The sequence below is a fragment of the Pseudomonas sp. Marseille-Q5115 genome (assembly GCF_916618905.1).
GTDB classification, from domain to species: Bacteria; Pseudomonadota; Gammaproteobacteria; order Pseudomonadales; family Pseudomonadaceae; genus Aquipseudomonas; species Aquipseudomonas japonica_A.
On record NZ_CAKAKI010000001.1, the window covers coordinates 1421614 to 1446124 of the forward strand.

Annotated in this window: 13 protein-coding genes; 3 read left to right on the forward strand and 10 right to left on the reverse strand. The window is 64.4% G+C overall.

Annotation, left to right across the window (positions count from 1 at the left end):
* Positions 1 to 93: 93 nt before the first annotated feature.
* Together LG385_RS06910 and LG385_RS06915 are read right to left on the reverse strand one after the other, a co-directional pair.
* The gene (locus tag LG385_RS06910) at positions 94 to 3807 is read right to left on the reverse strand and encodes an autotransporter outer membrane beta-barrel domain-containing protein (protein ID WP_225773508.1); all 3714 of its coding nucleotides are present in this window, start codon (positions 3805 to 3807) and stop codon (positions 94 to 96) included.
* Between the two features lie 187 nt (positions 3808 to 3994).
* Positions 3995 to 4222, reverse strand: a complete 228-nt coding sequence (locus LG385_RS06915; RefSeq protein WP_225773510.1) for a hypothetical protein — start codon at positions 4220 to 4222, stop codon at positions 3995 to 3997.
* 182 nt (positions 4223 to 4404) lie between these two features.
* Here LG385_RS06915 and LG385_RS06920 point away from each other — a divergent pair, with 182 nt between their 5' ends.
* A complete protein-coding gene (locus tag LG385_RS06920; RefSeq protein WP_225773512.1) occupies positions 4405 to 5334 on the forward strand; it encodes a GNAT family N-acetyltransferase in 930 nt (309 codons plus the stop codon).
* Between the two features lie 18 nt (positions 5335 to 5352).
* Here the strand turns inward: LG385_RS06920 and cysC are convergent, their stop codons facing one another.
* The 8 genes from cysC to LG385_RS06960 all read right to left on the reverse strand — a co-directional run bounded on the left by cysC (position 5353) and on the right by LG385_RS06960 (position 22535).
* Complete coding sequence (gene cysC / locus LG385_RS06925) at positions 5353 to 7887, reverse strand: adenylyl-sulfate kinase (RefSeq protein WP_225773514.1); 2535 nt, start codon at positions 7885 to 7887, stop codon at positions 5353 to 5355.
* 111 nt (positions 7888 to 7998) lie between these two features.
* Positions 7999 to 9438 carry a hypothetical protein gene (locus LG385_RS06930; protein ID WP_225773517.1) on the reverse strand — a complete coding sequence of 480 codons (1440 nt, stop codon included), beginning with the start codon at positions 9436 to 9438 and terminating at the stop codon, positions 7999 to 8001.
* A gap of 75 nt (positions 9439 to 9513) precedes the next feature.
* Positions 9514 to 10662 carry an iron-containing alcohol dehydrogenase gene (locus tag LG385_RS06935; RefSeq protein WP_225773519.1) on the reverse strand — a complete coding sequence of 383 codons (1149 nt, stop codon included), beginning with the start codon at positions 10660 to 10662 and terminating at the stop codon, positions 9514 to 9516.
* A 169-nt stretch (positions 10663 to 10831) separates the two neighbouring features.
* On the reverse strand, positions 10832 to 12205 hold the full coding sequence (locus LG385_RS06940) for a sigma-54 interaction domain-containing protein (protein WP_225773523.1): 1374 nt from the start codon (positions 12203 to 12205) through the stop codon (positions 10832 to 10834).
* A gap of 61 nt (positions 12206 to 12266) precedes the next feature.
* The gene (locus LG385_RS06945; RefSeq protein ID WP_225773525.1) at positions 12267 to 15200 is read right to left on the reverse strand and encodes an autotransporter domain-containing protein; all 2934 of its coding nucleotides are present in this window, start codon (positions 15198 to 15200) and stop codon (positions 12267 to 12269) included.
* Positions 15201 to 15276: 76 nt separating this feature from the next.
* Entirely contained in the window at positions 15277 to 18693 is a 3417-nt protein-coding gene (locus tag LG385_RS06950) for an autotransporter domain-containing protein (protein ID WP_225773528.1), read from the reverse strand.
* Between the two features lie 171 nt (positions 18694 to 18864).
* Complete coding sequence (locus LG385_RS06955; RefSeq protein ID WP_225773530.1) at positions 18865 to 22179, reverse strand: autotransporter domain-containing protein; 3315 nt, start codon at positions 22177 to 22179, stop codon at positions 18865 to 18867.
* Positions 22180 to 22319: 140 nt separating this feature from the next.
* Positions 22320 to 22535: a hypothetical protein gene (locus LG385_RS06960; protein WP_181118381.1), complete on the reverse strand. Its 216-nt coding sequence runs from the start codon at positions 22533 to 22535 to the stop codon at positions 22320 to 22322.
* A 191-nt stretch (positions 22536 to 22726) separates the two neighbouring features.
* Between LG385_RS06960 and LG385_RS06965 the strand changes: the two genes are divergently transcribed.
* Both LG385_RS06965 and LG385_RS06970 read left to right on the forward strand, forming a co-directional pair.
* Positions 22727 to 23947 (forward strand): zinc-dependent alcohol dehydrogenase, encoded by a 1221-nt coding sequence (locus LG385_RS06965; RefSeq protein ID WP_181118380.1) that lies wholly within the window; start codon positions 22727 to 22729, stop codon positions 23945 to 23947.
* Between the two features lie 51 nt (positions 23948 to 23998).
* A complete protein-coding gene (locus LG385_RS06970; RefSeq protein ID WP_181118379.1) occupies positions 23999 to 24466 on the forward strand; it encodes a hemerythrin domain-containing protein in 468 nt (155 codons plus the stop codon).
* Positions 24467 to 24511: the final 45 nt, after the last annotated feature.

The window sequence follows — 24511 nt, forward strand, 5'->3', positions numbered from 1 at the left end:
CGCGCAATCAACGGCCCGGCCGCTGACCTGTAGGAGGGGGGCGGCCTTCCGGCAGAGCCCCCGAACCGGCACCGGCCTTCACACAAAAGACCCTCAGAACGGCACGCTGACCCGCATCATCCCGGTTTGCTCGGTGTACCCGGCGCGAGTTTGCATGTCCATGGAGAACGACACGCTGGTGCCACCACGGCTCACCGAGGCAAATTCCAGCCCGCCACGCAGCACCCACGGGCCCAGATCACTGCCTGGCGTGCGGAATGTCTGCCTGGGCGCGCCGGCGAACGCCGCAGTGACGACGTTGCCTTCGTCCAACACGTCATAAGCGACGCCTAGCTTGCCCTTGAGCTGAATGCCAGGCGCCAGGTCGTGGCTTACGCGGGTATCAAAGCCCAGCAGTAACTGGTCTGTGGTGCGAGCTTTTACGTCCAACAGCAAAGGCGCAATGCTGGAGGCTCCGCTCTCTCGGTAAGCGTCGTCCTGTACCCGGGTGTAGTCGGCGCTCAGGGCCGGCGTAACGGTTGTTGCCTCGGTCAGCGGCAAGCGCCGCGACAGCGCCACGCCGCTGGTGAGGATCTGGCTGTCCACGCTGGCGCTGGCCTGGGTGTTGTTGCCGCCGAAGTTCAAGGTACGGCGGCCGTCGCTCTTGTTATGGCCCATGCCCATGTGCACGCTCAGCTCGGTTACATCGTCGAGCAGGTGGCTGCCGTAGGCGGTGAACTGATACAGCTCCAGCTGGTTGTTGCGCCCACTGCTGGCGCCTGCATCAGTAGCCTCGCTGTTGCCGTACGCAAAGGCCACGCCGAACCGCGTGGCCGGCGACAGCACAGCCTCGGCGCCGAACAGCGTGCCGCCTACATTCGCCGCAAAACCATCGCCGGCGGTGCGTTGGTTGTCGGCCATACGTGCGCCAAAGGGTTTGATCCATACCCCGCCCCGCGGCTGCGCGAAGCGGGTGCCGAGCATGGGCGATTCGGCCAGGCGCTCGCGCAGGGTGTCGGTGATCTGCTCAAGCATGAACTGGCTGGCGGGCAGGGCATTGGTGAGTGGCAGGCTTTGGCTCAAAGCCCGTGCCACCTCGGCGCTGGAAGTGGCGCTCACGAAGTAGCTCGACAGTTCACTGCCGGTACCTTTGGCCAATTGGCTGTCCAGCACCCGAGCGGCGGCTTGGGCGGCAGCATTGCCTTGCAAGGCATCGCTTACACCCGTAGGGCTTTTGGCGGCCAGGTTCAGGTCCAGGGTGTTGGCGTCTTTCACGCCGGTGAAGTTGAACAGTTGAGAATTGCTGGTCACGTTATAGGTGCCATCGGAGGCAAAGGTGCCTGCGGAGATCACATTGCTCAGGCTGCTGACCGTGAACGGTTGCGAGGGGGCGGCCACGTTCACATACACGTTGGCCAGGTGGGGCAGGGTGGCCGTGCCGCTCACCACCAGGTGGCCGTAGTTCGTGCCGTCGAGCACTCGGGTGCTGAAGGTGGCGCCGCTGGCTTGCAGGTAGTTGCCCTGGATCGTAGCCACCGCGCTGTGGCCCGGTGCGCTGGGGTCATCCGGGTCCGGCCCTTGAGCCGCTATGGCCAGGGTGCCGCGGTTTTCGAAGGTAGGTACCTCGAAGCGGTTGCCATCCTGCAGGGTGAAGGTGCTACCCGAGGTCACCAGCACCGGCGTGGCCAATGCTCTAACCGCGCCGCTGAACCTGGCGGTGTCTTTCCCGTTGATGCGCAGCTGCGGCACGCTGGAGTCGCTGTCGATGTTCACCGCGTATTCGCTGATCGGGTCGGCGAGCACCGGGCCGCTGATATCGATGCCACCGGTGATGTCGCTGTTGCGCAGATAGATGCCCGCCTGCCCGGCGATCGTGCCGCTGTTGATCAGGCGCCCACCCACCTGGGTATCCACCAGCAGCACGGTGAACGGCGAGGTGGGATCAGAGCGGATTTGCCCGCTATTGCTTAGGTCGCCGCTGATTTGGGTGCTGGCTATGGTGAGCACGCCGTCGTCGCCGCCCTGGATCATCCCGCGGTTGTCGAAACTGCCGATACGGCTGTTGCCTACCACCACGCCCGCCGGGCCTTCAATGTGCCCGGAATTGACGATGCCGCCTTTTATGAATGAGCCTCGCACACTCAGCGCGTAGGTATGCGCCTGCAGCGTGCCGCTGTTGCGTAGCACTCCGTAAACAGTGCTTTCGCTGAGCCGCAAGCCGTTGTCCCAGCCGAACGATACGCCACTGTTGTCGATGTCGCCTTCCACGGTGCTGCCCAGGAGGGCGATGCCGGTGCCGTCAGCCTGGACGTTGCCGCTGTTGAGCAGGCTCCCGCCCACGTTGGTGTCTTCCATGCGCAAGCCGTTGACCCCGCGCAGGTCCCCGCTGTTACTGAGGTTGCCGCCGATGCCGCTGTTGTCCAGGCTCAATGCCGTTTCCACGGCGGTAATGGTGCCGGCATTGCTTAAGCTGCCTTCGATCTGGCTTGCGCGAACCCTCACCCCGGCGGCATTTTCCATACCCGCCAGGCTTGCGATGGTACCGGTGTTGATGACGCTGCCTGCCACCCGGCTGTTGTCCAGGAACAACCCGGTGCGCCCGCTCCAGGTGCCGCCCACGTTCCTGATGCCACGGCTGCCCACGGTGGCTGTGTCGACCTGTACCGCAATACGGTCGGTGCTGGTGATGCTCCCGGTGCTGTACAGGCCACCGATCGTTGAACCGCCATGAACCCCCAGCACCGCCTGTGGGATATCCGGAGCCTGAACCGTACCCCCTTCCAGCGACAGGCTGCCAGTGTTCTGCACTGTGCCCCTCACCATGGCGTTGTACAGGGCCAGCGCGCTGCTGGAAGCCACGATGGTGCCCCTATTGACGATGTTGCCGCGCACGTTGCTGCTCACCAATATGCCTGCGACAGCGGTGATGTCGGCTTCGTTTACCAGGTTGCCGGCCAATCGCCCGCCGGACAGCTGCACCCCGGTGCCCTCGGAGGTGATGGTTCCCTGGGTGAGGATGTTGCCGCTGACATTAGTGTTCACCAACCGCAGGGCATCGGAGCTACCCCGCAGCGTGCCGGTGCTGCGCACGTCGCCGCTCACCCGGGTGCCTGTCAGCGCCAGGCCATATTGCCCCCCGCTCACCATGCCGGTGTTCAACACGCTGCCATGCACGATGGTGTTGTTCAGTGCCACACCCACCACGTCGCCCTTTATGCTGCCGCTGTTGTTTACGTCCCCGTTGACGGTGGTTTCCAAGGCAAGCAGCCCATACACGGCTGCGTCGATCTGGCCGCGATTGCGTATACCGCCAACGATGCTGGCTTCGATGTCGATACCATTGCCGGACGCCGACCCGGACTGGACCTTGCCGTTGTTTGTGATGCCTGCGCTGAGGCGCGTGCTGTCGATCAGCACCGCCGTGCCGTTGGTGGCCGCGCCTGCCAGGGTGCCGCTGGTGTAGTTGGTGATGCCGCCGTTGATGGAGCTGTTGGTAAGTGAGATCGCAGGCTTGCCCCGCACCGTGCCGGCGTTGAGGATCTGCAGGCTGCCATTGACCTTGTTGCCGCTGGCCCCGGCGGCAGTGCCGCTGCCAAGGGTGCCGGTGCTGGTGACCTTAAGGATGCTCCCGGCCACCACCACACAAGGGCCGCTGGCCGCGCCGCCGATCACGGTAGTGCCGGCGCTGCCGCATGCCGCAAGCGCCGGCTGTGCCGCAAGGCCGCCGATTGCCAGGGTGATTGCCCAGGCCAGGGTTCGAGGAGAGTGGTGTGTGTGAAGGTCGCCCAGGCCCCTACTGCACTGCCCGTTCCGGTTATTCCGTACCATGGCCCACCCCCGGCTCGTCGCCGATGTTGTAGAGAGGACTTGGGTATAGTCAGCAGCGGAAGGTGTGTCAAAGCTGAAACATTCAGCTGATCTCAGGCACGGACAAGCGGCGCTTTCCTGCGGTGGGAAGCGCGTTTGACGCCAGCGGTATGCCGCTATGAATCGAGGAGATTACCGCGGTATCAACTCAACCTTGCCAACCGGGCACAGATGCCCACGGCATCTCATCGGCAAACAACTCGCCATCACAGCCGCGACGATGCTGGAACGGTTGCCGGCTCTGCCAGCGGCCCTGGCTGGAACCGCAATGGCGGCACGTCAGGCGATCGTCGCGCAGCGACCAATGCGTTTCCCAGGCAGTTATCGCGTCCAGTGCGAAGTTCAAGCCTGCGATGTTCGATTGAAGTGCGGCCATGCGCCACCTCCGTGTGAGTGTGTAAGGATAGAACGGTGGAAAACCAAAAGGTTCGAGCCGGTGGTCGGGATATTTCGATCAAGAACCGCATGGCCTGTCCCTCGATAGCCTCGGCCCCATGGCTTTGCAGGGGATTTGTTCCCACGGTATCGTTCGCGCTTCATTGCCCAACCGAGGCCTTCATGTCCGACTTCCTTATCCAGCCTTTGCTTGAAGCCGACCTGCCCGAGGCACGGGAAGTGGTGCGCGAGGCGTTTGCCACCTTCATGGGGGTAGCGGCGCCCGGGGAGTTCTGGAACGACCGGGACTATGTTGAAGGCCGTTGGCGCGCGCCGCATACGGCCTGGTTCAAGATCCGGCTGGGCGGCACCCTCGCCGGCGTGGCAGGCGTTGCCCGATGGGGCAGCCATGCCGTGGTGGGGCCCGTTGCGGTGCGGCCGGCGTTCTGGGAGCGCAAGGTGGCCAAGGCGTTGATGGCCGCGGTAAGCGGGCAACTGGACGCCTGGGGCGTGAGCCATGCCGGGTTGTTCACCTTCCCGGACAGCCCGCGCCATCTGGGGTTGTATCAGGGCTTCGGCTTCTGGCCCCAGGCGCTGACTGCCGTGATGGAACGGGCAGTAACCCCCGTGCAGCCCGGCAATACAATTCCGGCGGTTGAATTGACCGAATCAGTGCTTCAGGCCTGCGCGGGCCTTACTGAAAGTATCGCCGAAGGCCTGGATGTGCGCGGTGAACTGCTGGCGGTGGAACAACTCAAGCTGGGCGCCAACCTGCTGCTGCAGTCACCCGAAGGCGAGCTCGAAGCCTTTGCGGCCTGCCACTTTGGCCCCCACAGCGAGGCCGGCGACGGGGTGTGCTATGTGAAATTCGCTGCGGTGCGCGGGGGCGATCAGGCACCGGCTCGAATGAACCGCTTGCTGGCCGCCTGTGACGCACTCGCCGTCGCCAACGGCCAGCGCAGCGTGATGCTTGGCGTGAACACTGGCCGCCGGGACGCCTATCAGCACCTGCTGGCCGCCGGTTTCGCCATGCGCATTCTGGGTGTGACCATGCACCGTGGCAGCGGCGGCTACGACCAGCCCGACCGCTGGGTGTTCGACGACTGGCGCTGAGCCGGCTGGGGTGGGTGTTCAGCGGCAGTCGCCCAAGGCCTCCAGCAATGGCCCAAGGTAGGCCTCGTAATTGCGCCAGCGCTCCACCGATGAGCTGTACAGCGGTTGGCGCACCTGGGTCACGCTGGCGGTGCGAATGTTGCGCTCGTTGCGGTGGAACGCCAGGCACGCGTCATCCCAAGGCAAGCCGCAGAACTCCAGCAGGCGTGCCGTTTGCCCAGGCAGGTCGGCCACCAGGTCTTCGTAGCGCACCTCCAGCAGGCTGCCGGCCGGCATTACGGCTCGCCAGTGGTCCATCAGCCGGGCGTAGTGGCGGTAATGCCGCCCCAGTTCAGCCAGGTCATAGGTGGCTTCCTGATGTTCGCTGAACAGCCGGGTGAAGCATGACAGGCAGGTGTCCACCGGGTCGCGTCGCACGTGGATGATCCTCGCGTTCGGCAACATTGCCGGTATCAGCCCGGCACCCATGTAGTTTGCTGGCAGCTTGTCGGTGATCCGCCGTGCTTGTGGCCCGTGGCGGCGCAGCCTGGTGAGGTAGTCGCGGCCCAGCGCGGCCAGGTCACTGGCATTGGCCGGGACCAGGTTCATCGGGTAGGGAAGGGGGCGCTGTCCGGGGAGCGGCGCTTGCAGCAACTGCATGAGGTCGTGCAGCTCGCCGGCCCCTGTTACCTGTGGATGGCTGGCCAACACCTGTTCGGTAAGCGTGGTGCCAGAGCGTGGCATGCCGAGCACGAAGATCGGCAAGTCGCTCGGGTCTCCCTGGCCTTCCAGTGAGCGCAGGCGCGGCGCGTCGAAGTGCTGGATGATCGCCTCGATGCGCGCTTCATCCGCCTCGCTGCTGTAGTCGAACGTGGCCCGTTTCAGCCGAGCGCCTTGCTCGAAGTGGGCGAAGGCACGGGCGTAATCGCCCAGTTCGTCGTAGCCCTTGCCCAACCCGTAATGCAGGGCAATACGCCGGCCGGGGCTGGCTTGGGCGGCCCCGGCAAGCAGCGTTTCCATGTGTTGGAGGTTGTCGTCCCCTGGCCCGGCCTTGCGTGCCTGGGCCAAGTGATAACGAGCGCCATGGTTGTCCGGCGCCTGGCCTATCGCTTGCTCCAGCAACGTGACGGCTTCTGGTTGATGGCCGCGCTCCAGCGCCAGGCTGGCCAGCCCCACCAAGGCTTCAGGGAAACCTGGTTGCAAATCCAGCGCCCTGCGTAGCGCGTCTTCGGCACGCTGCGGTTCGCCTGCCTCGGCCGCCAGCGTGCCCAGTTGGCACCAGGCTTCGGCGCTGTCCGGCGTGCGCTCCAGCCCGGCTTGCAGCAGTTGCAAGGCTTGCTCGCGCTGGTCCAGTTCGGCCAGGCAACGGGCCAGGCCAGCGCATGCCTTGATGTGCGTAGGGCGCAATTGCAGGGCATGTTCCAGCAGGGGCCGGGCCTGTGCCGGGCGAGCCTGGCGAAGGCGTGCCAGGCCAAGGTTGCACACCGCGTCGGCGGACGTGGGCGCCAGTTCGGTGGCTTGTTCCAGTGCCTGAACCGCTTCGTCCAGGCGCTCGGCCTCCATCAGCACAGTTCCCAGGTTGGACAGCGCTTCGGGGTAGTCAGGCCGGCACAGCAGTGCCTGGCGGTAGCCATGGATAGCCGCTTCGAGCTGCCCGCGGGCGTGGGCAATACTGGCCAGGTTGTTCAGCGAAGGCACCATGGTGGGCTGCAACTGCAGCGCGGCGCGGTGACAGGCCTCGGCGCGGTCCAGTTCGTTGAGGTCGAACCAGGCCAGGCCCAGGTTGCTGTGCGCCGAGGCCAGCGCGGGCGCCAGGGCCACCGCGCGTTCGCCATGGGCAACGGCCGGGCGGGGCTGGCCCTGCTGGCGGAGCATTTCGGCCAGGTTGCTGTGCAGCAGCGGCGCGTTGGGGGCTTCTTCGATCAGCCGTGCCATGGCCTGCAAGGCCTCAGGCACCTGCCCGTTACGGTAAAGGTGCAGCGCCTGTTCGTGCCGTACATCCAGCGGCGCGCTTTGTTGACGGGCCAGCGGTAGCGCCTCGAGTACGTAGCGGTACAAACGTTCCACGCTCGCCTGGGCGTTTTCACGGTGGGTATCCAGGCGTAGCTCCGGCGATGTCGGCGCTTCGTACGGGGCGCTGATGCCCGTGAAGGCGGGCAGCTCACCCGCGCGGGCGCGACGGTAGAGGCCTTTGGTGTCTCGCTGTTCGCAGGTGGCAAGGTCGGCGGCCACGTGAATCTCATGGAAGCGGGGCGTGGCTTTGCGGGCGCGCTCGCGGTCCGCGCGGTAAGGCGAAATCAGCGACACGATGCACAACAGGCCGGCATCGGCGAACAGCGCGGCCACCTCGGCGGTGCGCCGCACGTTTTCGCTGCGGTCTTCGGGGCTGAACCCCAGGTCGGCATTCAGGCCAGTGCGCAGCCGGTCGCCATCGAGCAGGTAGCACGGGTAACCCGCAGCGCCCAGGCGCTCGGCCACGGCTTCGGCCAGGGTGGTTTTGCCTGCGCCAGACAGCCCGGTGAGCCAAAGCACGGCGCCCGCGCGTGAAGAAGAGGTTGCTGGGGTAGTGGTCACGACAGCGCTCGCTCCGGTCAGTGGTCGCAGCAGCATAGCCCACCGGCGGTGACTGCGTAGCGCGGCCGTTACGATCCCTTGCCGACCCTCGCCGGCAAGGGTTCGCAGGCTTCAGTCGGCCAGTGCCTGCTCGGCGGCGCGGGCGTGCCTGGCAGCAGCGGGCACAGGCACGGCGGGCTCAGGCTGAGGTTTTGCGTCCTTGCTGAAGGTGCCGTCGACCTCACCCTTGAAGAAGTCCTTGCCGTAGATCAACAGGCACAGCACTACGCCGATGGCGAAGGCCCAGCTGGCCCCCTTGATCGCCAGCACCGCACCGATGACGCCGGCGATTCCGAGGTCGCGCTGGCTGCGCGCTTCGAGTATGCCCAGGCGCACGCTGACGTAGCCCTGGATCAGCAAGGTCAGCGACAGCGCCACGCCCAGAATGGGTTGCACCAGGGTTACTACCGGCAATAGCAACAGGCCCGTGTTGGTGCCCCAGCGGAAAGACCCAACGCCGCCGATGATGGACTTCATCGCCTTGGGCCCGCCCTTGAAGCGCTCGATCACCACCACCAGCATGGCCGCCCATTTGGGGCCGCACATGGCCACGTCCGGGCCGAAGATGCTCATGAAGGCGTTGCGCGCGCCGAAGATCAAGTGCGCGCGGTCGGGGTTGTAGTCCACGGCCTCGTCGGTGCGCACTGTCTCGGCCTCGTCAAGCAAGGCCTTGGCGCTCAGCACGTCGCCGAACACGATGATGTACACCGCCAGCATGGTGGGCACGGCGGAAATGAACATCGACAGCGGTGGCATGCCCAGGCCGAACACCGTGTAGCCATGCCACAGGCCGGCGAAGTCGGGTTGGCTGATGCCCCACTGGATCGTCGGCCACGGCGCTTCGCCGAACAACGGCGCGATCACCACCGCCAGCAGGATGATCGGCAGGATGCCGAGCTTGGCGAAGTTCCACCAGAAACGGTTGCGCTGCTTGAGCGCATTGAAGTGCGTGGAAAAGATCAAATAGAAGGCAATGCCCACCGCGATCGAGATGGTCATGGGCAACACGTTGAACTTGCCGCCCACCTGGAACACGGCGATCACCGCGCTGAGGCCGGCGCCCACGATAATCCCTGATTTGATTGCCGGCGGCACGTATTCCACCACCTTGCGCGCCATGCCGGTGGCCCCGAGCGCAATGGAAAACACCCCCAGCATCAACTGGAAGGCAATCAAGGCGTGCACCCGTTCCGGGCCCATGGGGAACTGCGCGCAGTAGGTCATCAGCAGCGGCACCGCCGGGGTGATCCAGCCTGGCACGGTGGGGTCGCCCAGCAGGTGATGGGTCAGGTACAGCAAGCCATTAAGCATCACCACCGCCAGTGCCACCTCGAATGGCATGCCCAGCAGCTCGGTCATCAGCGGGATCGCCGCAAGGTCTACCGCACACATCAGCAGGCCCTGCAGGTAGTCGGGCATCTCGAGCTTGTAATGCAGGAACGGCAACCGGACCTTGAACGGGCCCAGCGGGATGTAAGGGCTTTCGCGGCCCGCAAGCGGTGTATCGGACATGAGGGGCACCTGATTTATTGGTTTTATAAGGGTGAAGCCCGGGCGAACCCGGGCGAGAGGCCTGCGGCGCTGCGATCAATACGCGCTGCGGTAAATCTTCTCGATATCACTGGCAGTAAGTTTGCGGTGGTTGTTGCGCATCAGCCGGTCGATCTTGCTCGCTTCCTCGGCCATGGCCGGGATCGCGTCCTCCGGCACGTTGAAGCTGCGCAGGCCGGTAGGGATGTCTACAGCTGCGCACAGGTCGCTCATGGCCTTCACGGCCAGGTCGGCGGCGTCCTGGTCACTCAGGTGGGCGACCCGCACGCCCATGGCTTCGGCGATGTCGCGGAAGCGCTCCAGGCAAGCCATTTTGTTCCAGGCCATCACGTAGGGCAGCAACAGGGCGTTGCTCACGCCGTGGGCGATGTTGAAGCGCCCGCCCAGCGGGTAGGCCAGCGCATGCACCGCGCCCACGCCGGCGTTGCCGAATGCCATGCCGGCCATCAGGCTGGCGGTGGCCATGTGCTCGCGGGCGCTGAGGTTGGAAGGGTTGGCGTAGGCCTTGGGCAATGCCCGGCTGATCAGCTTGATCGCGCCCAGGGCAATGGCGTCGGTAATGGGCGAGGCGTTGACCGATATATAGGACTCCACCGCATGCACCAGGGCATCCACGCCACTGGCGGCAGTCACGCTGCGGGGGCAGGTGAGGGTCATGACCGGGCTCACCAGGGCCACGTCCGGCAGCAGGTAATCGCTGACGATGCCTTTTTTCAGCTGGGCCTGTTTGTCCGAGAATATCGCCACGTTGGTCACTTCCGAGCCCGTGCCGGCGGTGGTGGGGATGGCGATCAAGGGCGGGCCCTTGCGTTTCACCAGGTTTACCCCGAACAGCTCGGTCAGGGGGCCGTCATGGTGAGCAAAGGCGGCAACGCCCTTGGCGATGTCGATGGCACTGCCACCGCCCACGGCGATCAGCGCGTCATGGCCGCCTTCACGGTAGGCTCGGGTGCAGTCCTCGACGATGGAGAGCTCGGGTTCGGGCTTGACCTGGTCGAACAGGCCATGATCGCGCCCACCCAGTTGCGCCTGGGCCAGGGCCACGGTGCCCGAGCTCACCAGGATGGCATCGGTGACGATCAACGGGTTGCGTACGTTCAGGCGGGTGAGTTCGGCCGGCAGCTGTTCCAGCGCAGCGGCACCGGTAATCAGAGTATTGGCGATCTTGAAGGCTGAGAGGCTCATCGGCTCGTCCTGTAGGCGTTGTTGTGGGGAGCGTGCCTGATGAACTTAGCTAAAGCTGTGCCAACCCCGCGCAGGCACCGGGCTAGAGCAGTTGAAGGATTTTGCAAAGCGGCAGAGGGGCCCGCAGCGATTGGCAATCGAATCAAAATCGGCGGCGGTGATTGAAATCCTAATCGGAGCGTTCCCAGCGCTTCATTTTCTGCACCACGGTGGCCTGGCTTACGCCGAGCGCCTTGGCGGCAAGGCGGGTGGTTTTGTGTGCCTGCAGCGCTGCGCGAATGGCCGCGCGCTCGGCGTTCTCCAGCACCTTGCGCAGCGGCAGGCGGCTGTTTTCGGCGGCTGATGGTGACAGCTGGAGGATCTCTTCGGGCAGGTCCAGGGCTTGTATGGTGCCGGTGTGGTTGGTCACCACCAGCCGTTCCACGATATTGATCAGCTCCCGGATGTTGCCTGGCCAGTCGTAGTCGCAGAGTAGATCCAGGGCCTCGAGGCTCAACTGCACCTCGCGTTCGTAGCGGCCGTTGAAGCTGGCCAAGTAGTACTCCAGCAACGGAGGGATTTCTTCCCGTCGCTCGCGCAGCGCGGGGATGCTGATGGGCACTACGTTGAGCCGGTAGAAAAGGTCTGCGCGGAACTTGCCCGCGGCCACCTGGCTTTTGAGGTCGTGATGGGTGGCGCTGATGATGCGTACGTCCACCTCCTTGAGCTCCAGCCCGCCCACCGGGATAAAGCGGTTTTCCTCGATGACCTTGAGCAACTTCACTTGCACCGCCAGCGGCAGGTCGCCGATTTCATCGAGGAACAAGGTGCCATGGTGGGCGAGTTCCAGCAGGCCTCGCTTGCCCTTGGGGCCGGCCCCAGTAAAGGCCCCGGGGGCATAGCCAAACAGCTCTGCCTCGATAAGGTTTTCTGGCAGGGCGCCGCAGTTGAGCGCCAGGAAGGGTTCTTTCGCCCGGGGGCTGGCATTGTGAATGAACTGCGCGACCAAGGTTTTACCCACCCCGGTTTCGCCTTGCAGCAGCACCTTCACTGAGCTGGCGGCCACTTGCCGAGCCAGTGCGAATACCTGTCCCGACACCTCCTGATGGGCCACCATCGACGATTGCAGCAGGTTATCCCGCTGGCCGGCATGCAGCCGGGCAGTGCTGTTGCGCAGCTGTTTGAATTGAGCGAGTTCGTCCCGCTCATGCTTCATGCGCAGCAGCTCGGTCATGTCCCGCACCGTGCTCACCACATAGCGGATGCGCCGCACGTCATCGAAGATCGGCGTAGCACTCACCAGCAGTTGCTTGCCTTGGCTGAGGCTCTGCATCACCGATACGGGCTGGCCCTCCTGCAACACCCGCAGCGAAGCGGACTGTGAAATCACCCCTTCCTTGACCAGCGCCTGCATCGGCCGGCCCAGCAGCGTTTCGCCATCCAGCCCGGTGAGGCGTTCATAGGCACGGTTCACCTTGAGCGTGATGCCTTCACCGTCAGTGATGTACACCCCGTCATGAAGGGCATTGAGGAGTTCTTCGAAACTCGAATCGCTGATGTTCACCGGGTTCTCCGCCTGGGGTGTTCAAGCGGAGTTTAAGGGATTTTGTGGGCAGGTCCCTCCCTCAGAACGGCAAGCTGAATTTCACCGAGGCGGTTTGGTCGGTGTAGTCGCTGCGGGTTTGCGCGTCGTAGTTCACCGACAGCTCCGCGCCGTTGCTGAAGGTGGTCGCCAGGCCCGCGCCGCTGCGCCACAGCCAGGGGCTGGCTTTTTCACCAGCGGTGGTGAAGGTCTGGTCCGGTGCCCCTGCGAAGGCAGCTTTTACCGCGCCGTCGTCGTTGATCAGGTCGTAGCCCACGCCCAGGTTCAGCTTCAACGCGGTGCGCGGGGTGAAGGCATGGGCGAGGGTACCGTCCAGGCCGGCGATCAACTGGTTGCTGTTGCGTTCTTCCACGTTGAGCAGCAGCGGCGCCAGGCCGCTGGACCCGTGCTCGCGGTAGGCCTCGTCGCGGATATGGTTGAAGTCCAGGCGTAGCGCGGGCAGCAGTTGGGTAGTGTCGCTCAGCTGCAAGGTGCGGCCCAGGCTGGCGCCGACGGTGGCGATCACGCTGTCGTAGTCGCCCTTGGCCGTGCCGCTTACGCCGCTGAGGGCCAGGGTCCGTTCGCCCTGCACGCTGTTGTTGCCGGCACCGGCGTACAGCATTAGCTCGGTGGTGCGATCCAGCGCGTAGCTGCGGTAGCCCAGGAACTGCCACAAATCCAGCTGACTGCTCTGGGCCGCGCCTTGCACGTTGGCGGTCTCGGCGTTGGCGTAGGCAAACGCGAAGCCGGCGCGGGAAGTGGAAGAGAGCCGGGTATCCATGCCGATCACCGAACCGCTGCTGCCTCCGGTACGGCCGCTGGCGTAGCTGAAGGGCTTGCTCCACAGGCCGGGTGCGTTGTTCAGGCCGTCCGCCGAGAGCAGGCCATTGGCGATGCCCATGCGTTCCTGCACCGCCAGGCCGATGGCCGACAGCGCCGCCTGGCTGGCACGCAAGGAGGCATTGGTTTGCGGCAAGGTTTGCGCCAGGCGGCTGGCGACCTCGGCGTTGCTGGTGGCGCTCACGAAGTAGGGGGTGAGTGCGCTGGCACTGCCCAAAGCCAGTTGCTGGTCCAGCACCCGGGCAGCGCCACCGGCACCGGTCAAACCGGCTTCAGTTGCCGCCACCCCGACACCGCTGGAGGTTTTGGCGGCCAGGGTCAGGTCCACAGTGTTGGCGTCCTTCACCGCGCCGAAGTTGAACAGCGCCGAGTTGCTGGTGACGGCAAAGGTGCCGTTGGACTTGAGCGTGCCGGCCTTGATCACGTCCTGCAAACGGCTCACGGTGAACGGCTGGTTGGCGCTAGCCACGTCCACGTCGATGCGGGCCTGGCTGGGCAGGGTGGCGGTGCCGGTGACCATCAGTTGGCCGTAATGGGTAGCATCGGTGACTTCGGTGCGCAGTACCGCGCCGTCGCGCTGAATGTAGTCGCCGGTAAAGCGGGCGGGCTTGGCTGCAGCCACAGGCGCGGTGAGCACAAGCTGACCACGGTTGGTGAAACTTTCGACGGTCCAGCGATCACCCGGCGCCAGGTTGTAGCGCGCGTTGCTGTAGAGGAAGGCCTTGGTATTGGGCGCGTAGACCGCCCCTTTGAACCGCGCCGTACCGTTGCCGCCGATGGCCAGGGTGGGCAGGGCGCTGGTGCTGTCCACGTAAAGCGCGTACTGCCCGCCGGCCAGGGTCCCGGTGTTTACCAGGCCGCCCAGGCTGCTGTTGGTTAGCGTGACCCCCGCGCCGCGCCCGTTGATCAGGCCGCTGTTGATTACGCTACCGCGCACCGTGCTGTCGGTGAGGCGCAGCGCGCTGCCGAGGTAGCCGTCGTCATAGCTGTTGTAGCGAATGGTGCCGCGGTTGATGAAGTCACCCGCCAGCTGTGAGCGGGTCAGTATGGCGCCGTCGGCACCGAGGATGAGCCCTGTGTTGATGACATCGCCGAACACGCTGGCGCCGCGGTCCAGCTCGATGCCAGTGCCGTGGTAGTCACCGTCGATGCGGCCGCTGTTGATCACGTCGCCGAGGATCGCGCCGCCGTACACGTGCAGCGTTGGTAACCCTCCATACAGCGAGCGCATGACGCCCGTGTTGATCAGGTCGCCCTTGATCAGCGTGTCGGTCACGTCGAATTCGCCGGTGCCGGCCGTAATCGTGCCTTCGTTGACCAGGCTGCCCAGCACACTGTTACTGATGCCGACGAAGCTGCCTCCGTAGAGCACGCCGCGATTGATCAAACCGCCTTCGATCGTGCTGTCCCCGATGCCCAGGGACGTGAAGCCCGAGGCGATCGAACCCTCGTTGATGAACTGGCCATACACATGGGTACTGGTAAGTGCCGTATAGGCGAGGTGGCCGGTGTTCACGAAGTTGCCGAGTAGGGTGTCATTGGCCAGGGTAAGGCCGCGGCTGAAGGCGGTGATGGCGCCGCTGTTACGGAAATCCTCGCGGATAATGCTGCGCTCGATCACCAGGCCGTCCTCGCTGCCATCGATGCGGCCACTGTTGTCAAAACGGGTGAGGCCGACGTCCGAGAGCGTCATGGCGACGTTGCCAGTGATCTGGCCTGCATTGGTGAGGGTGCCTAGGCCCACGTGGCTGATGGAAACCCCTTCGACCGCGCCCTTGATAAGGCCGGTTCTGGTGTTCGCGAAACTGTCGAGGGCAGTGTCTTGTGCGGTGATGCGCACACCGTAGTCGCCGCTGAGGGTACCGCTGTTGGCCAGGGTGTGGTTGTAGCCGGTAAGGGTTACGGCGGCGCCAGAAGGTACCTCGATGGCGCCACTGTTGGTAACCGTGAGGCTTTGCCCCTGGCTCAAGCTGCACGCCACAGTGATAGCGCTGCTCACGGTGGTGATTGCCTTGGTACAGCTGTCAGCGGCTTCGGCCAGGCCGAGTGGCCCGGCGAGGGCCAGCAACAGCGCGGCCTGCAACCGATGATAAGGGTGGCCGCCGAGGCCAGAGAGGTGAGGGTTGCGGTTGTCCATAAAGTGCACCCTATTGTTGTGAAGGGGCGGTTGCGCATGTAGGAGGGGGCAAGAGCCTCCGAACCAAGGCTACGCCCTAGAACGGCAACCTGAATTTCACCGAGGCGGTTTGGTCGGTGTAGTCGCTGCGGGTTTGCGCGTCGTAGTTCACCGACAGCTCCGCGCCATTGCTGAAGGTGGTGGCCAGGCCCGCGCCGCTGCGCCACAGCCAGGGGCTGGCTTTTTCACCAGCGGTGGTGAAGGTCTGGTCCGGTGCCCCTGCGAAGGCGGCTTTTACCGCGCCGTCGTCGTTGATCAGGTCGTAGCCCACGCCCAGGTTCAGCTTCAGGGCGGTACGCGGGGTGAAGGCGTGGGCCAGGGTGCCGTCAAGGCCGGCGATCAGCTGGTTGCTGTTGCGCTCTTCCACGTTCAGCAGCAGCGGCGCCAGGCTGCTGGACCCATGCTCGCGGTAGGCCTCGTCGCGGAGGTGGTTGAAGTCCAGGCGCAGCGCCGGCAGCAGCTGGGTAGTGTCGCTCAGCTGCAAGGTACGGCCCAAGCTGGCGCCGACGGTGGCGATCACGCTGTCGTAATCGCCCTTGGCCGTGCCACTCACGCCGCTCAAGGCGAGGGTGCGCTCGCCCTGCACGCTGTTGTTGCCGGCACCGGCGTAGAGCATCAGCTCGGTGGTGCGGTCCAGCGCGTAGCTGCGGTAGCCCAGGAACTGCCACAAATCCAGCTGGCTGCTCTGGGCCGCGCCTTGCACGTTGGCGGTCTCGGCGTTGGCGTAGGCAAACGCGAAGCCTGCGCGGGAAGTGGAAGAGAGCCGGGTGTCCATGCCGATCATCGAACCGCTGCTGCCCCCGGTGCGGCCGCTGGCGTAGCTGAAGGGCTTGCTCCACAGGCCGGGCGCGTTGTTCAGGCCGTCCGCCGAGAGCAGGCCGTTGGCGATGCCCATGCGTTCCTGCACCGCCAGGCCGATGGCCGACAGCGCCGCCTGGCTGGCACGCAAGGAGGCATTGGTTTGCGGCAAGGTTTGCGCCAGGCGGCTGGCGACCTCGGCGTTGCTGGTGGCGCTCACGAAGTAGGGGGTGAGTGCGCTGGCACTGCCCAAAGCCAGTTGCTGGTCCAGCACCCGGGCGGCGCCGCCGGCACCGGTCAAACCCGCTTCACTGGCCGCCACCCCGACACCGCTGGAGGTTTTGGCGGCTAGGGTCAGGTCCACAGTGTTGGCGTCCTTCACCGCGCCGAAGTTGAACAGCGCCGAGTTGCTGGTGACGGCAAAGGTGCCGTTGGACTTGAGCGTGCCGGCCTTGATCACGTCCTGCAAACGGCTCACGGTGAACGGCTGATTGGCGCTAGCCACGTCCACGTCGATGCGGGCCTGGCTGGGCAGGGTGGCGGTGCCGCTCACCACCAGCTGGCCGTAATGGGTGCCATCGGTGACTTCGGTGCGCAACACGCCGCCGCTGGGCTGGACGTAATCGCCGGTCACAGTGGCGACTGTGCCGCGCTTGGTGGGGGCGCCGAGCACCAAGGTGCCGCGGTTGGTCAGGCTGTCCACTGTCCAGCGGTCGCCAGGCAAAAGGGTGTAGGTGGCGCCGCTATACAGGTACGCATCGGTCTTGGGCGCATACAGTGCGCCCTGGAAGCGGGCCGTATCATTGCCGCCAACGGTCAGGGTTTTGAGGCTGCTGTTGGCGTCCACGTACAGCGAATACTTGCTGCCCGAAATCAGCCCCGTATTCACCAGGGAACCGCTCACGGTGGTATCGGTGAGCCGCAGCCCGGTACCGGTGCCGCGCACGCTTCCACGGTTTTCGATACCGCCTACCGTGCTCTTGATCAGGTTGATGCCGGTATCGCCACTCACGCTGCCACGGTTTATCACCCGGCCGCCGACGGTGGTGTCATTGAGGTAAAAGGGGTAGGCGCCACCTTTGATGGTCCCGGTATTGATCACATCTCCACCGATCTTGTCGGTGCCCAGGATCATCCCTGCCACTGTGCCGGTGATGCGGCCGCTGTTGAGCAGGTCGCCGCTGAGGGTGGACCCGGCGATCACCAACCCGCTGCTGTCGGCCGCCAGCGTGCCGCTGTTGACCAGATCGCCTCCGAGCTTGACTGCCGCCCATACCACGCCATAGGTGGCACCGCTGATGGTGCCGCTGTTGCGGAAATCGCCCTTGATGTCGGTGTTCTCCAGCCCCAACCCGCTGCCATCGTAATCGGCGCTGATGGCTCCGGTGATCGTTCCGCTGTTGATCAGGCTGCCGCCAATGTGGGTGTTCTTCAGTTCAATGCCTGTGGCGCCGGTCACTTTGCCCCTGTTGATGATGCTGCCCAGCACGGTCGCTTCCTGTTCGCCGCGTAGTGCGATTGCCGCGTCGCCGCCAGAGAGCGTGCCGTAGTTGATCAGGTTGCCACCGATGCTGCCGCCCACCAGCGACAGCCCGGCATAGCCGCTGGGCCCGGTGGTGAAGGTGCCACGGTTGATCACATCGCCTTTGATGATGGTGTCGTAAAGGGAGAAGTCGCTGCTGTGGCTTTTGATGGTGCCGGTGTTGAGCAGGCTGCCCAGGGTGCTTTCACGTATGAGCACGCCGGAGCTTGAACTGATGGTGCCGCGGTTGGTGAAGCTGCCCTTCACGGTGCTACCGAACATCACCATGCCGGTGTAGCCGCTGAACAGTCGCCCGCTGTTGGAGAAATCGCCACCAATGGTGCTGTTGTAGATCAGCGTGGTGGCGAGGAATTCGCCGCTGTTTACCAAACTGCCGCCCAAACTGCTTTCGTTCATCAGCAAGGAATGGCTGCCACTGCGCAACGTGCCTGAGTTGCGTAGCGCACCGCTCACCTGGCTGTGGTCGAGCAGCAGCCCTTGAGAGGTTGCGGTAAGCGAGCCGCTGTTCTTGATGTCTCCTTTTACCGTGCTGCTGACCACCGCCAGCCCGGCCGCTCCGGAGGGTGCACTGACGGTGCCGCTGTTGTTGAGCCCGCCGTTGAGGGCTGACTCTACGATGGCCATGCCGGCGGCGCCGGTGCCAGTCATGTGCACGGTGCCGGCATTGCTCAAGGCGCCGGTAATGGTGCCCTTGTTCATGGAAAAGGCACCCATCGCCCCTTCGAGCATGCTGCCGCTGGCGTTGACCACGCTGCCGGCGACCTTGCCGCCGTCAATCAGCATGCCGTAGCCGCCGGAGATGTTGCCATTGTTCATGAAACGCTTGGCCGTGGTGCCGCTGCCTACGCTCACCGCCGCGCCGTTCGCGACAGTGATCGCACCGCTGGCGGTCACTTCCAGACTTTGTTGATTGCCCAGTACGCAGGCACGGGTGGCCGCGGAAGAAATGACCGTGTTCGCCCGGGTGCAACTGCCGCTGCCCTCGGCTTGCTGGGCGATAAGCGTGCCCAGTGCCAGCACCACCGCCACTGCAAGGCGGTGAGGGGTATGGGAAGGATGCTGCTTGAGGCAACGGGCCGACTGCAAAGGCTGGCCAGGGTTGCGATTGTCCATGTTGCACCCCGCCTTGATTGATCTGCTTGGGTATAGGCCAGCCAAGGAGGGGATGTCAAAGCCGTGTATCGGGGCGGATACACCCCGGGGGCAGGCGTGAGGCCCTTCTCCGGCTACGCCGGGCCCCATAAGTGTAGGAGGGGGCAAGAGCCCCCGAACCAAGGCTACGCCCTAGAACGGCAACCTGAATTTCACCGAGGCGGTTTGGTCGGTGTAGTCGCTGCGGGTTTGCGCGTCGTAGTTCACTGACAGCTCGGCGCCATTGCTGAAGGTGGTGGCCAGGCCCGCTCCGCTGCGCCACAGCCAGGGGCTGGCTTTTTCACCAGCGGTGGTGAAGGTCTGGTCCGGTGCCCCTGCGAAGGCGGCTTTTACCGCGCCGTCGTCGTTGATCAGGTCGTAGCCCACGCCCAGGTTCAGCTTCAGGGCGGTACGCGGGGTGAAGGCATGGGCCAGGGTGCCGTCCAGGCCGGCGATCAACTGGTTGCTGTTGCGTTCTTCCACGTTCAGCAGCAGCGGCGCCAGGCCGCTGGACCCGTGCTCGCGGTAGGCCTCGTCGCGGATATGGTTGAAGTCCAGGCGTAGCGCGGGCAGCAGTTGGGTAGTGTCGCTCAGCTGCAAGGTGCGGCCCAGGCTGGCGCCGACGGTGGCGATCACGCTGTCGTAGTCGCCCTTGGCCGTGCCGCTTACGCCGCTGAGGGCCAGGGTCCGTTCGCCCTGCACGCTGTTGTTGCCGGCACCGGCGTACAGCATTAGCTCGGTGGTGCGATCCAGCGCGTAGCTGCGGTAGCCCAGGAACTGCCACAAATCCAGCTGACTGCTCTGGGCCGCGCCTTGCACGTTGGCGGTCTCGGCGTTGGCGTAGGCAAACGCGAAGCCGGCGCGGGAAGTGGAAGAGAGCCGGGTATCCATGCCGATCACCGAACCGCTGCTGCCTCCGGTACGGCCGCTGGCGTAGCTGAAGGGCTTGCTCCACAGGCCGGGTGCGTTGTTCAGGCCGTCCGCCGAGAGCAGGCCATTGGCGATGCCCATGCGTTCCTGCACCGCCAGGCCGATGGCCGACAGCGCCGCCTGGCTGGCGCGCAGGGAGGCGTTGGTTTGCGGCAAGGTTTGCGCCAGGCGGCTGGCGACCTCGGCGTTGCTGGTGGCGCTCACGAAGTAGGGGGTGAGTGCGCTGGCACTGCCCAAAGCCAGTTGCTGGTCCAGCACCCGGGCAGCGCCACCGGCACCGGTCAAACCGGCTTCAGTTGCCGCCACCCCGACACCGCTGGAGGTTTTGGCGGCCAGGGTCAGGTCCACAGTGTTGGCGTCCTTCACCGCGCCGAAGTTGAACAGCGCCGAGTTGCTGGTGACGGCAAAGGTGCCGTTGGACTTGAGCGTGCCGGCCTTGATCACGTCCTGCAAACGGCTCACGGTGAACGGCTGGTTGGCGCTAGCCACGTCCACGTCGATGCGGGCCTGGCTGGGCAGGGTGGCGGTGCCGCTCACCACCAGCTGGCCGTAATGGGTGCCATCGGTGACTTCGGTGCGCAACACGCCGCCGCTGGGCTGGACGTAATCGCCGGTCACAGTGGCGACTGTGCCGCGCTTGGTGGGGGCGCCGAGCACCAAGGTGCCGCGGTTGGTCAGGCTGTCCACTGTCCAGCGGTCGCCGGGTTCGAGGGTGTAGGTGGCGTTGCTGTAAACGTAGGCCGTGGTATTGGGCGCGTATACGGCACCGGCGAAGCGCGCCGTGTTTGCACCGCCGATGTACAGCACCTCCACTGTGCTGTCGTCGCTGATGTACAACGAATAGTCCGCCCCCTTGAACAAGCCGTTGTTCACCAGCCCTGCGGATAATGTGCTGTTCAAGACTTCCAGCCCGATGGCGTTGCCCCGTACCGTGCCCTTGTTGACAACTTGGCCGGTGATCGTCGAGCCGCCGATCTTTACCCCGCGGCTGGTGGCGTCGTAGTCATCCGGGTCCTTGTCGGCATTGAGGTTGGTGCTGATCGCTCCGGTGTTGATAAAGGCGCCACCCACCTTGGTGTTGATCAATTCAAACGCGCCCTGGGTGGCGTTCAGCGTGCCGCTGTTATTCAGGCTCCCCTTGAGCGTCACACCGTCGAGCAGCACCGCGCGGGTAAGCCCTTCGATGCGGCCCCTGTTGATGAAGTCGTCGTCGATGCTGCTGCGGGTCATGATCACGCCGCTGCCTCGGTGTTCGGTAGTGCGCACGTTGCCGGTGATCTTGCCGGTATTGATAAAACTGCCGCCGATCCTGGTCATGTTCAGCAGCACGGCGGTCGCCCCGGTCATCCGGCCGCTGTTGAGCACATCGCCGAAAATCAGGGCGTCGCGGTCGGTTCGCAATGCTACGCCAAGAAAGCCTCCGTCCAGGGTGCCCTCGTTGTTCACGTCCGTGCCCACCGCGCCGCCATAAATCGACAGGGCTCCGAAGCCGTCCGTACCCGAGCTGATCCGGCCGGTATTGACCACGCTGCCGGTGATCACGTTGTTTACCAGGCCCAGGTCGCCGCTGCTCACGTACAGCGTGCCGCTGTTGCTGAAACTGCCCAAGCGGCTGTTGTAGATCGACACACCCGAGCCGGAGTTGATATGGCCGGTGTTGACGATGCCACCCTGGATGGTCATCCCGGTGACGCTCAGGGCGGTGATGCCGCTGGACATCGTGCCGGAGTTGACGAAGCGCCCATTGATTTGCCCGTCTTCCAGATGAGTAGCGCCGTCGAGGGTGCCGCTGTTGATCACATCACCGGCCACCAGGCCACCCGTGATCAATAACGGGTGGCTGGTGCTGTCGATGGTGCCGCTGTTGCGGATCGAGCCATCGATGAACGAGTTCTGCACCAGCAGCGTGTCGCCGCCGCCAATGATCTCGCCGCTGTTACTGATGCTGCCGCTCACCGAGCTGTTGAGCACCGCCAGCCCGTGGTCGCCGTCGTTCACCTGAATGCGGCCGCTGTTCAGGATGTTGCCGGCCACGCCCACGTTGTCGGCGCGCATGCCCGAGCCGCCGTCGGCGACAATGGCGCCAGCATTGGTCAGGCTGCCCGCTATCTGGATATTGGTAATTACAATCCCGGAGGCCCCTTGGATCACCCCCGTGCTGGCGTTATACAGCCGCCCGCTCAGGCTGCCTCCGTCAAGGGCTATGCCGGAATCGCCCCGTAGCGTGCCAGCGTTGTCGATCTGCCGGGCAAACGCGCCCGCACCCCTGATGCTCGCGCCGATGTCAACGTCGATGCTGCCCGTTTCGGTCACCCGCACGCGGCCATTGTCGTCCAGTATGCAGGCCGTGCTGGTCGCCCCGCTGATCACGCTGCTGGTCGCTGTGCAGCTGCCACTGGCGCTGGCGTATTCACTGCCCAGGCAACCCATCGCCAAAACCACCGCTACGGCGAGGTGTTGAGGTGCGAATACGAAAGAAGGGGAGGTACGGCGTAGAACGGTCGACTGCAGAGGCTGACCAGGGCTGCGAATGTCCATGAGGCTACCCTGCCTGCGGTGGAAACGGAGCCTTGGGTATAGAACCCGGCCAGAGTGCTGTCAAAGCCGTGTATCGGGCGTGTTACGAGCGCAGCGTCCTCGCTGCGCTCAAGGTGCGGTGCTTTCGGTCAGGGAGCGGATCAGTTATCCAGTTGGCGTTCCACGTCCTGATTGCGACGCTCCAGTGTTTCCGCATCCTGTTCCTTACGCTTGATCGAGGTAGGCGTGATGGCTTCGTCGAAGTCCTGCGCGGGCGAATCAGGCTCTTCGATGTCCCGCTCTACCACGTTCACGGGTTTGCCTTCGGAATCGGTGACGGGCGCATCCGGTTGTTGGCGATCGTCCTCGGTATTCATCAAAAAAGCCTCCAGTTGATCCTGTACGTTCGGCCTCGCGACTCGCGAAGCCAGCGTGACGTTTGAGTGCGCCCGGGGCGCTTGGTTCGAACGCCCATCAAGCGGTGCCGCTCATCCGCCGCCAGGCTGTATTTCGGAACCATTGTTCCACCGCCTCGCTCAGCATTAGGGACGATCAGGAGACTTCCATAATGCGTGCACTGACCTATCACGGCGCCCATAGCGTCAAAGTCGATACCGTACCGGACCCGGTTATCCAGGAGCCTGATGACATCATTCTGCAGGTAACCGCCACCGCCATTTGCGGCTCGGACCTGCACCTGTACCGGGGCAAGATTCCACAAACCGAGCACGGCGATATCTTCGGCCATGAGTTCATGGGGATTGTGGCGGAGACCGGCTCCGGCGTGACCGCAGTGCAGAAAGGCGACCGCGTGGTGATCCCCTTCGTGATCGCTTGTGGTGGCTGTTTCTTCTGCCAGCACGACCTGTTCGCGGCCTGCGAAACCACCAACACCGGCCGCGGCGCGATCCTGAACAAGAAATCCATTCCACCGGGAGCGGCGCTGTTCGGCTTCAGCCACCTGTATGGTGGCATCCCGGGTGGGCAGGCCGAGTACGTGCGCGTACCCAAGGCCAACGTAGGCCCCTTCAAAGTGCCGGGTACCTTGGCGGACGAAAAAGTCCTGTTCCTCAGCGACATCTTGCCCACCGCCTGGCAGGCAGTGACCAACGCAGGCATCGGCCAAGGCTCTAGCGTGGCGATCTATGGCGCCGGCCCAGTAGGGCTATTGAGCGCTGCCTGTGCGCGGATGCTGGGCGCCGAGCAGATCTTCATGGTCGACCATCACGAGTATCGCCTGGCCTATGCCCAGCAGACTTACGGCGTGATCCCTATCAACTTCGACAAAGACGACGACCCCGCCGACATCATCATCAACCAGACCGCTGGCAAACGCGGGGTGGACGGCGTGATCGACGCAGTGGGTTTCGAGGCCAAGGGCAGCACCACCGAAACCATCCTGGCCAACCTCAAGCTTGAGGGCAGCAGCGGCAAGGCCCTGCGCCAGTGCATCGCGGCCGTACGTCGCGGCGGCGTGGTCAGTGTGCCAGGCGTTTACGCCGGCTTTATCCATGGCTTCCTGTTTGGCGACGCCTTCGACAAGGGCCTGACTTTCCGCATGGGGCAAACCCACGTGCAGCGCTACCTGCCGGAACTGCTCGGCTATATCGAACAGGGCAAGCTTTCACCCGAAGCGATCATCACCCATCGCATGTCTCTCGAACAGGCGGCTGAAGGCTACAAGATCTTCGACAAGAAAGAAGAGGACTGCCGCAAGATCATTCTTACCCCCGGTACGCCGGACGTTGTGATTCCAGCGCCAACCACGACTGACGGCGTGCTGGCCTGAGCCCCTGAGGCACCTATAACGAACCGTCGACTTTAGCTCGAGGACACCACCATGAACGCAATCGAACTGCTGGAACAGGACCATGAGCGCATCAAGGGCTTGCTGGAAGAACTGAGCAAGACCACCGAGCGTGGCGTGAAGAAGCGCGCCGAGCTGCTCGGCAAGCTTGAAATGGAGCTGACCCTGCACACCCATATCGAAGAAGACATCCTTTACCCGGCGTTCAAAAAGGCCGGTACCAAGGAACAAGACGTAATGTATTACGAAGCCAAGGAGGAGCACCGCGCGGTGGATTCGCTGGTGTTGCCGGACCTTAAGGCCACTGACCCGGGCACCCCTGAATTCACCGGCCGGGTGAAAGTGTGCAAGGAGATGCTCGAGCATCACATCGAGGAAGAGGAAGAGGAGATGTTCCCCAAGGCCCAGGAACTGCTGGGCGACCAGCTGGAGAGCCTTGGCCAGCAGATGGAGCAGCTGCGCCAGCAGCTCAAGAAGGACCTGACCCGCAAGGCCGCCTGATACGGCCTTGCAGGCAATCGCCGGCGCGCAGTGGGTTGCAACCCG

What these genes read in the sequence shown, in the direction of transcription:
- LG385_RS06960 (WP_181118381.1), bottom strand. Translation starts at nt 22,535, where the DNA reads ATGAATACCGAGGACGATCGCCAACAACCGGATGCGCCCGTCACCGAT.
- LG385_RS06955 (WP_225773530.1), bottom strand. Translation starts at nt 22,179, where the DNA reads ATGGACATTCGCAGCCCTGGTCAGCCTCTGCAGTCGACCGTTCTACGC.
- LG385_RS06950 (WP_225773528.1), bottom strand. Translation starts at nt 18,693, where the DNA reads ATGGACAATCGCAACCCTGGCCAGCCTTTGCAGTCGGCCCGTTGCCTC.
- LG385_RS06945 (WP_225773525.1), bottom strand. Translation starts at nt 15,200, where the DNA reads ATGGACAACCGCAACCCTCACCTCTCTGGCCTCGGCGGCCACCCTTAT.
- LG385_RS06930 (WP_225773517.1), bottom strand. Translation starts at nt 9,438, where the DNA reads ATGTCCGATACACCGCTTGCGGGCCGCGAAAGCCCTTACATCCCGCTG.
- LG385_RS06965 (WP_181118380.1), top strand. Translation starts at nt 22,727, where the DNA reads ATGCGTGCACTGACCTATCACGGCGCCCATAGCGTCAAAGTCGATACC.
- LG385_RS06910 (WP_225773508.1), bottom strand. Translation starts at nt 3,807, where the DNA reads ATGGTACGGAATAACCGGAACGGGCAGTGCAGTAGGGGCCTGGGCGAC.
- LG385_RS06935 (WP_225773519.1), bottom strand. Translation starts at nt 10,662, where the DNA reads ATGAGCCTCTCAGCCTTCAAGATCGCCAATACTCTGATTACCGGTGCC.
- LG385_RS06970 (WP_181118379.1), top strand. Translation starts at nt 23,999, where the DNA reads ATGAACGCAATCGAACTGCTGGAACAGGACCATGAGCGCATCAAGGGC.
- LG385_RS06920 (WP_225773512.1), top strand. Translation starts at nt 4,405, where the DNA reads ATGTCCGACTTCCTTATCCAGCCTTTGCTTGAAGCCGACCTGCCCGAG.
- LG385_RS06915 (WP_225773510.1), bottom strand. Translation starts at nt 4,222, where the DNA reads ATGGCCGCACTTCAATCGAACATCGCAGGCTTGAACTTCGCACTGGAC.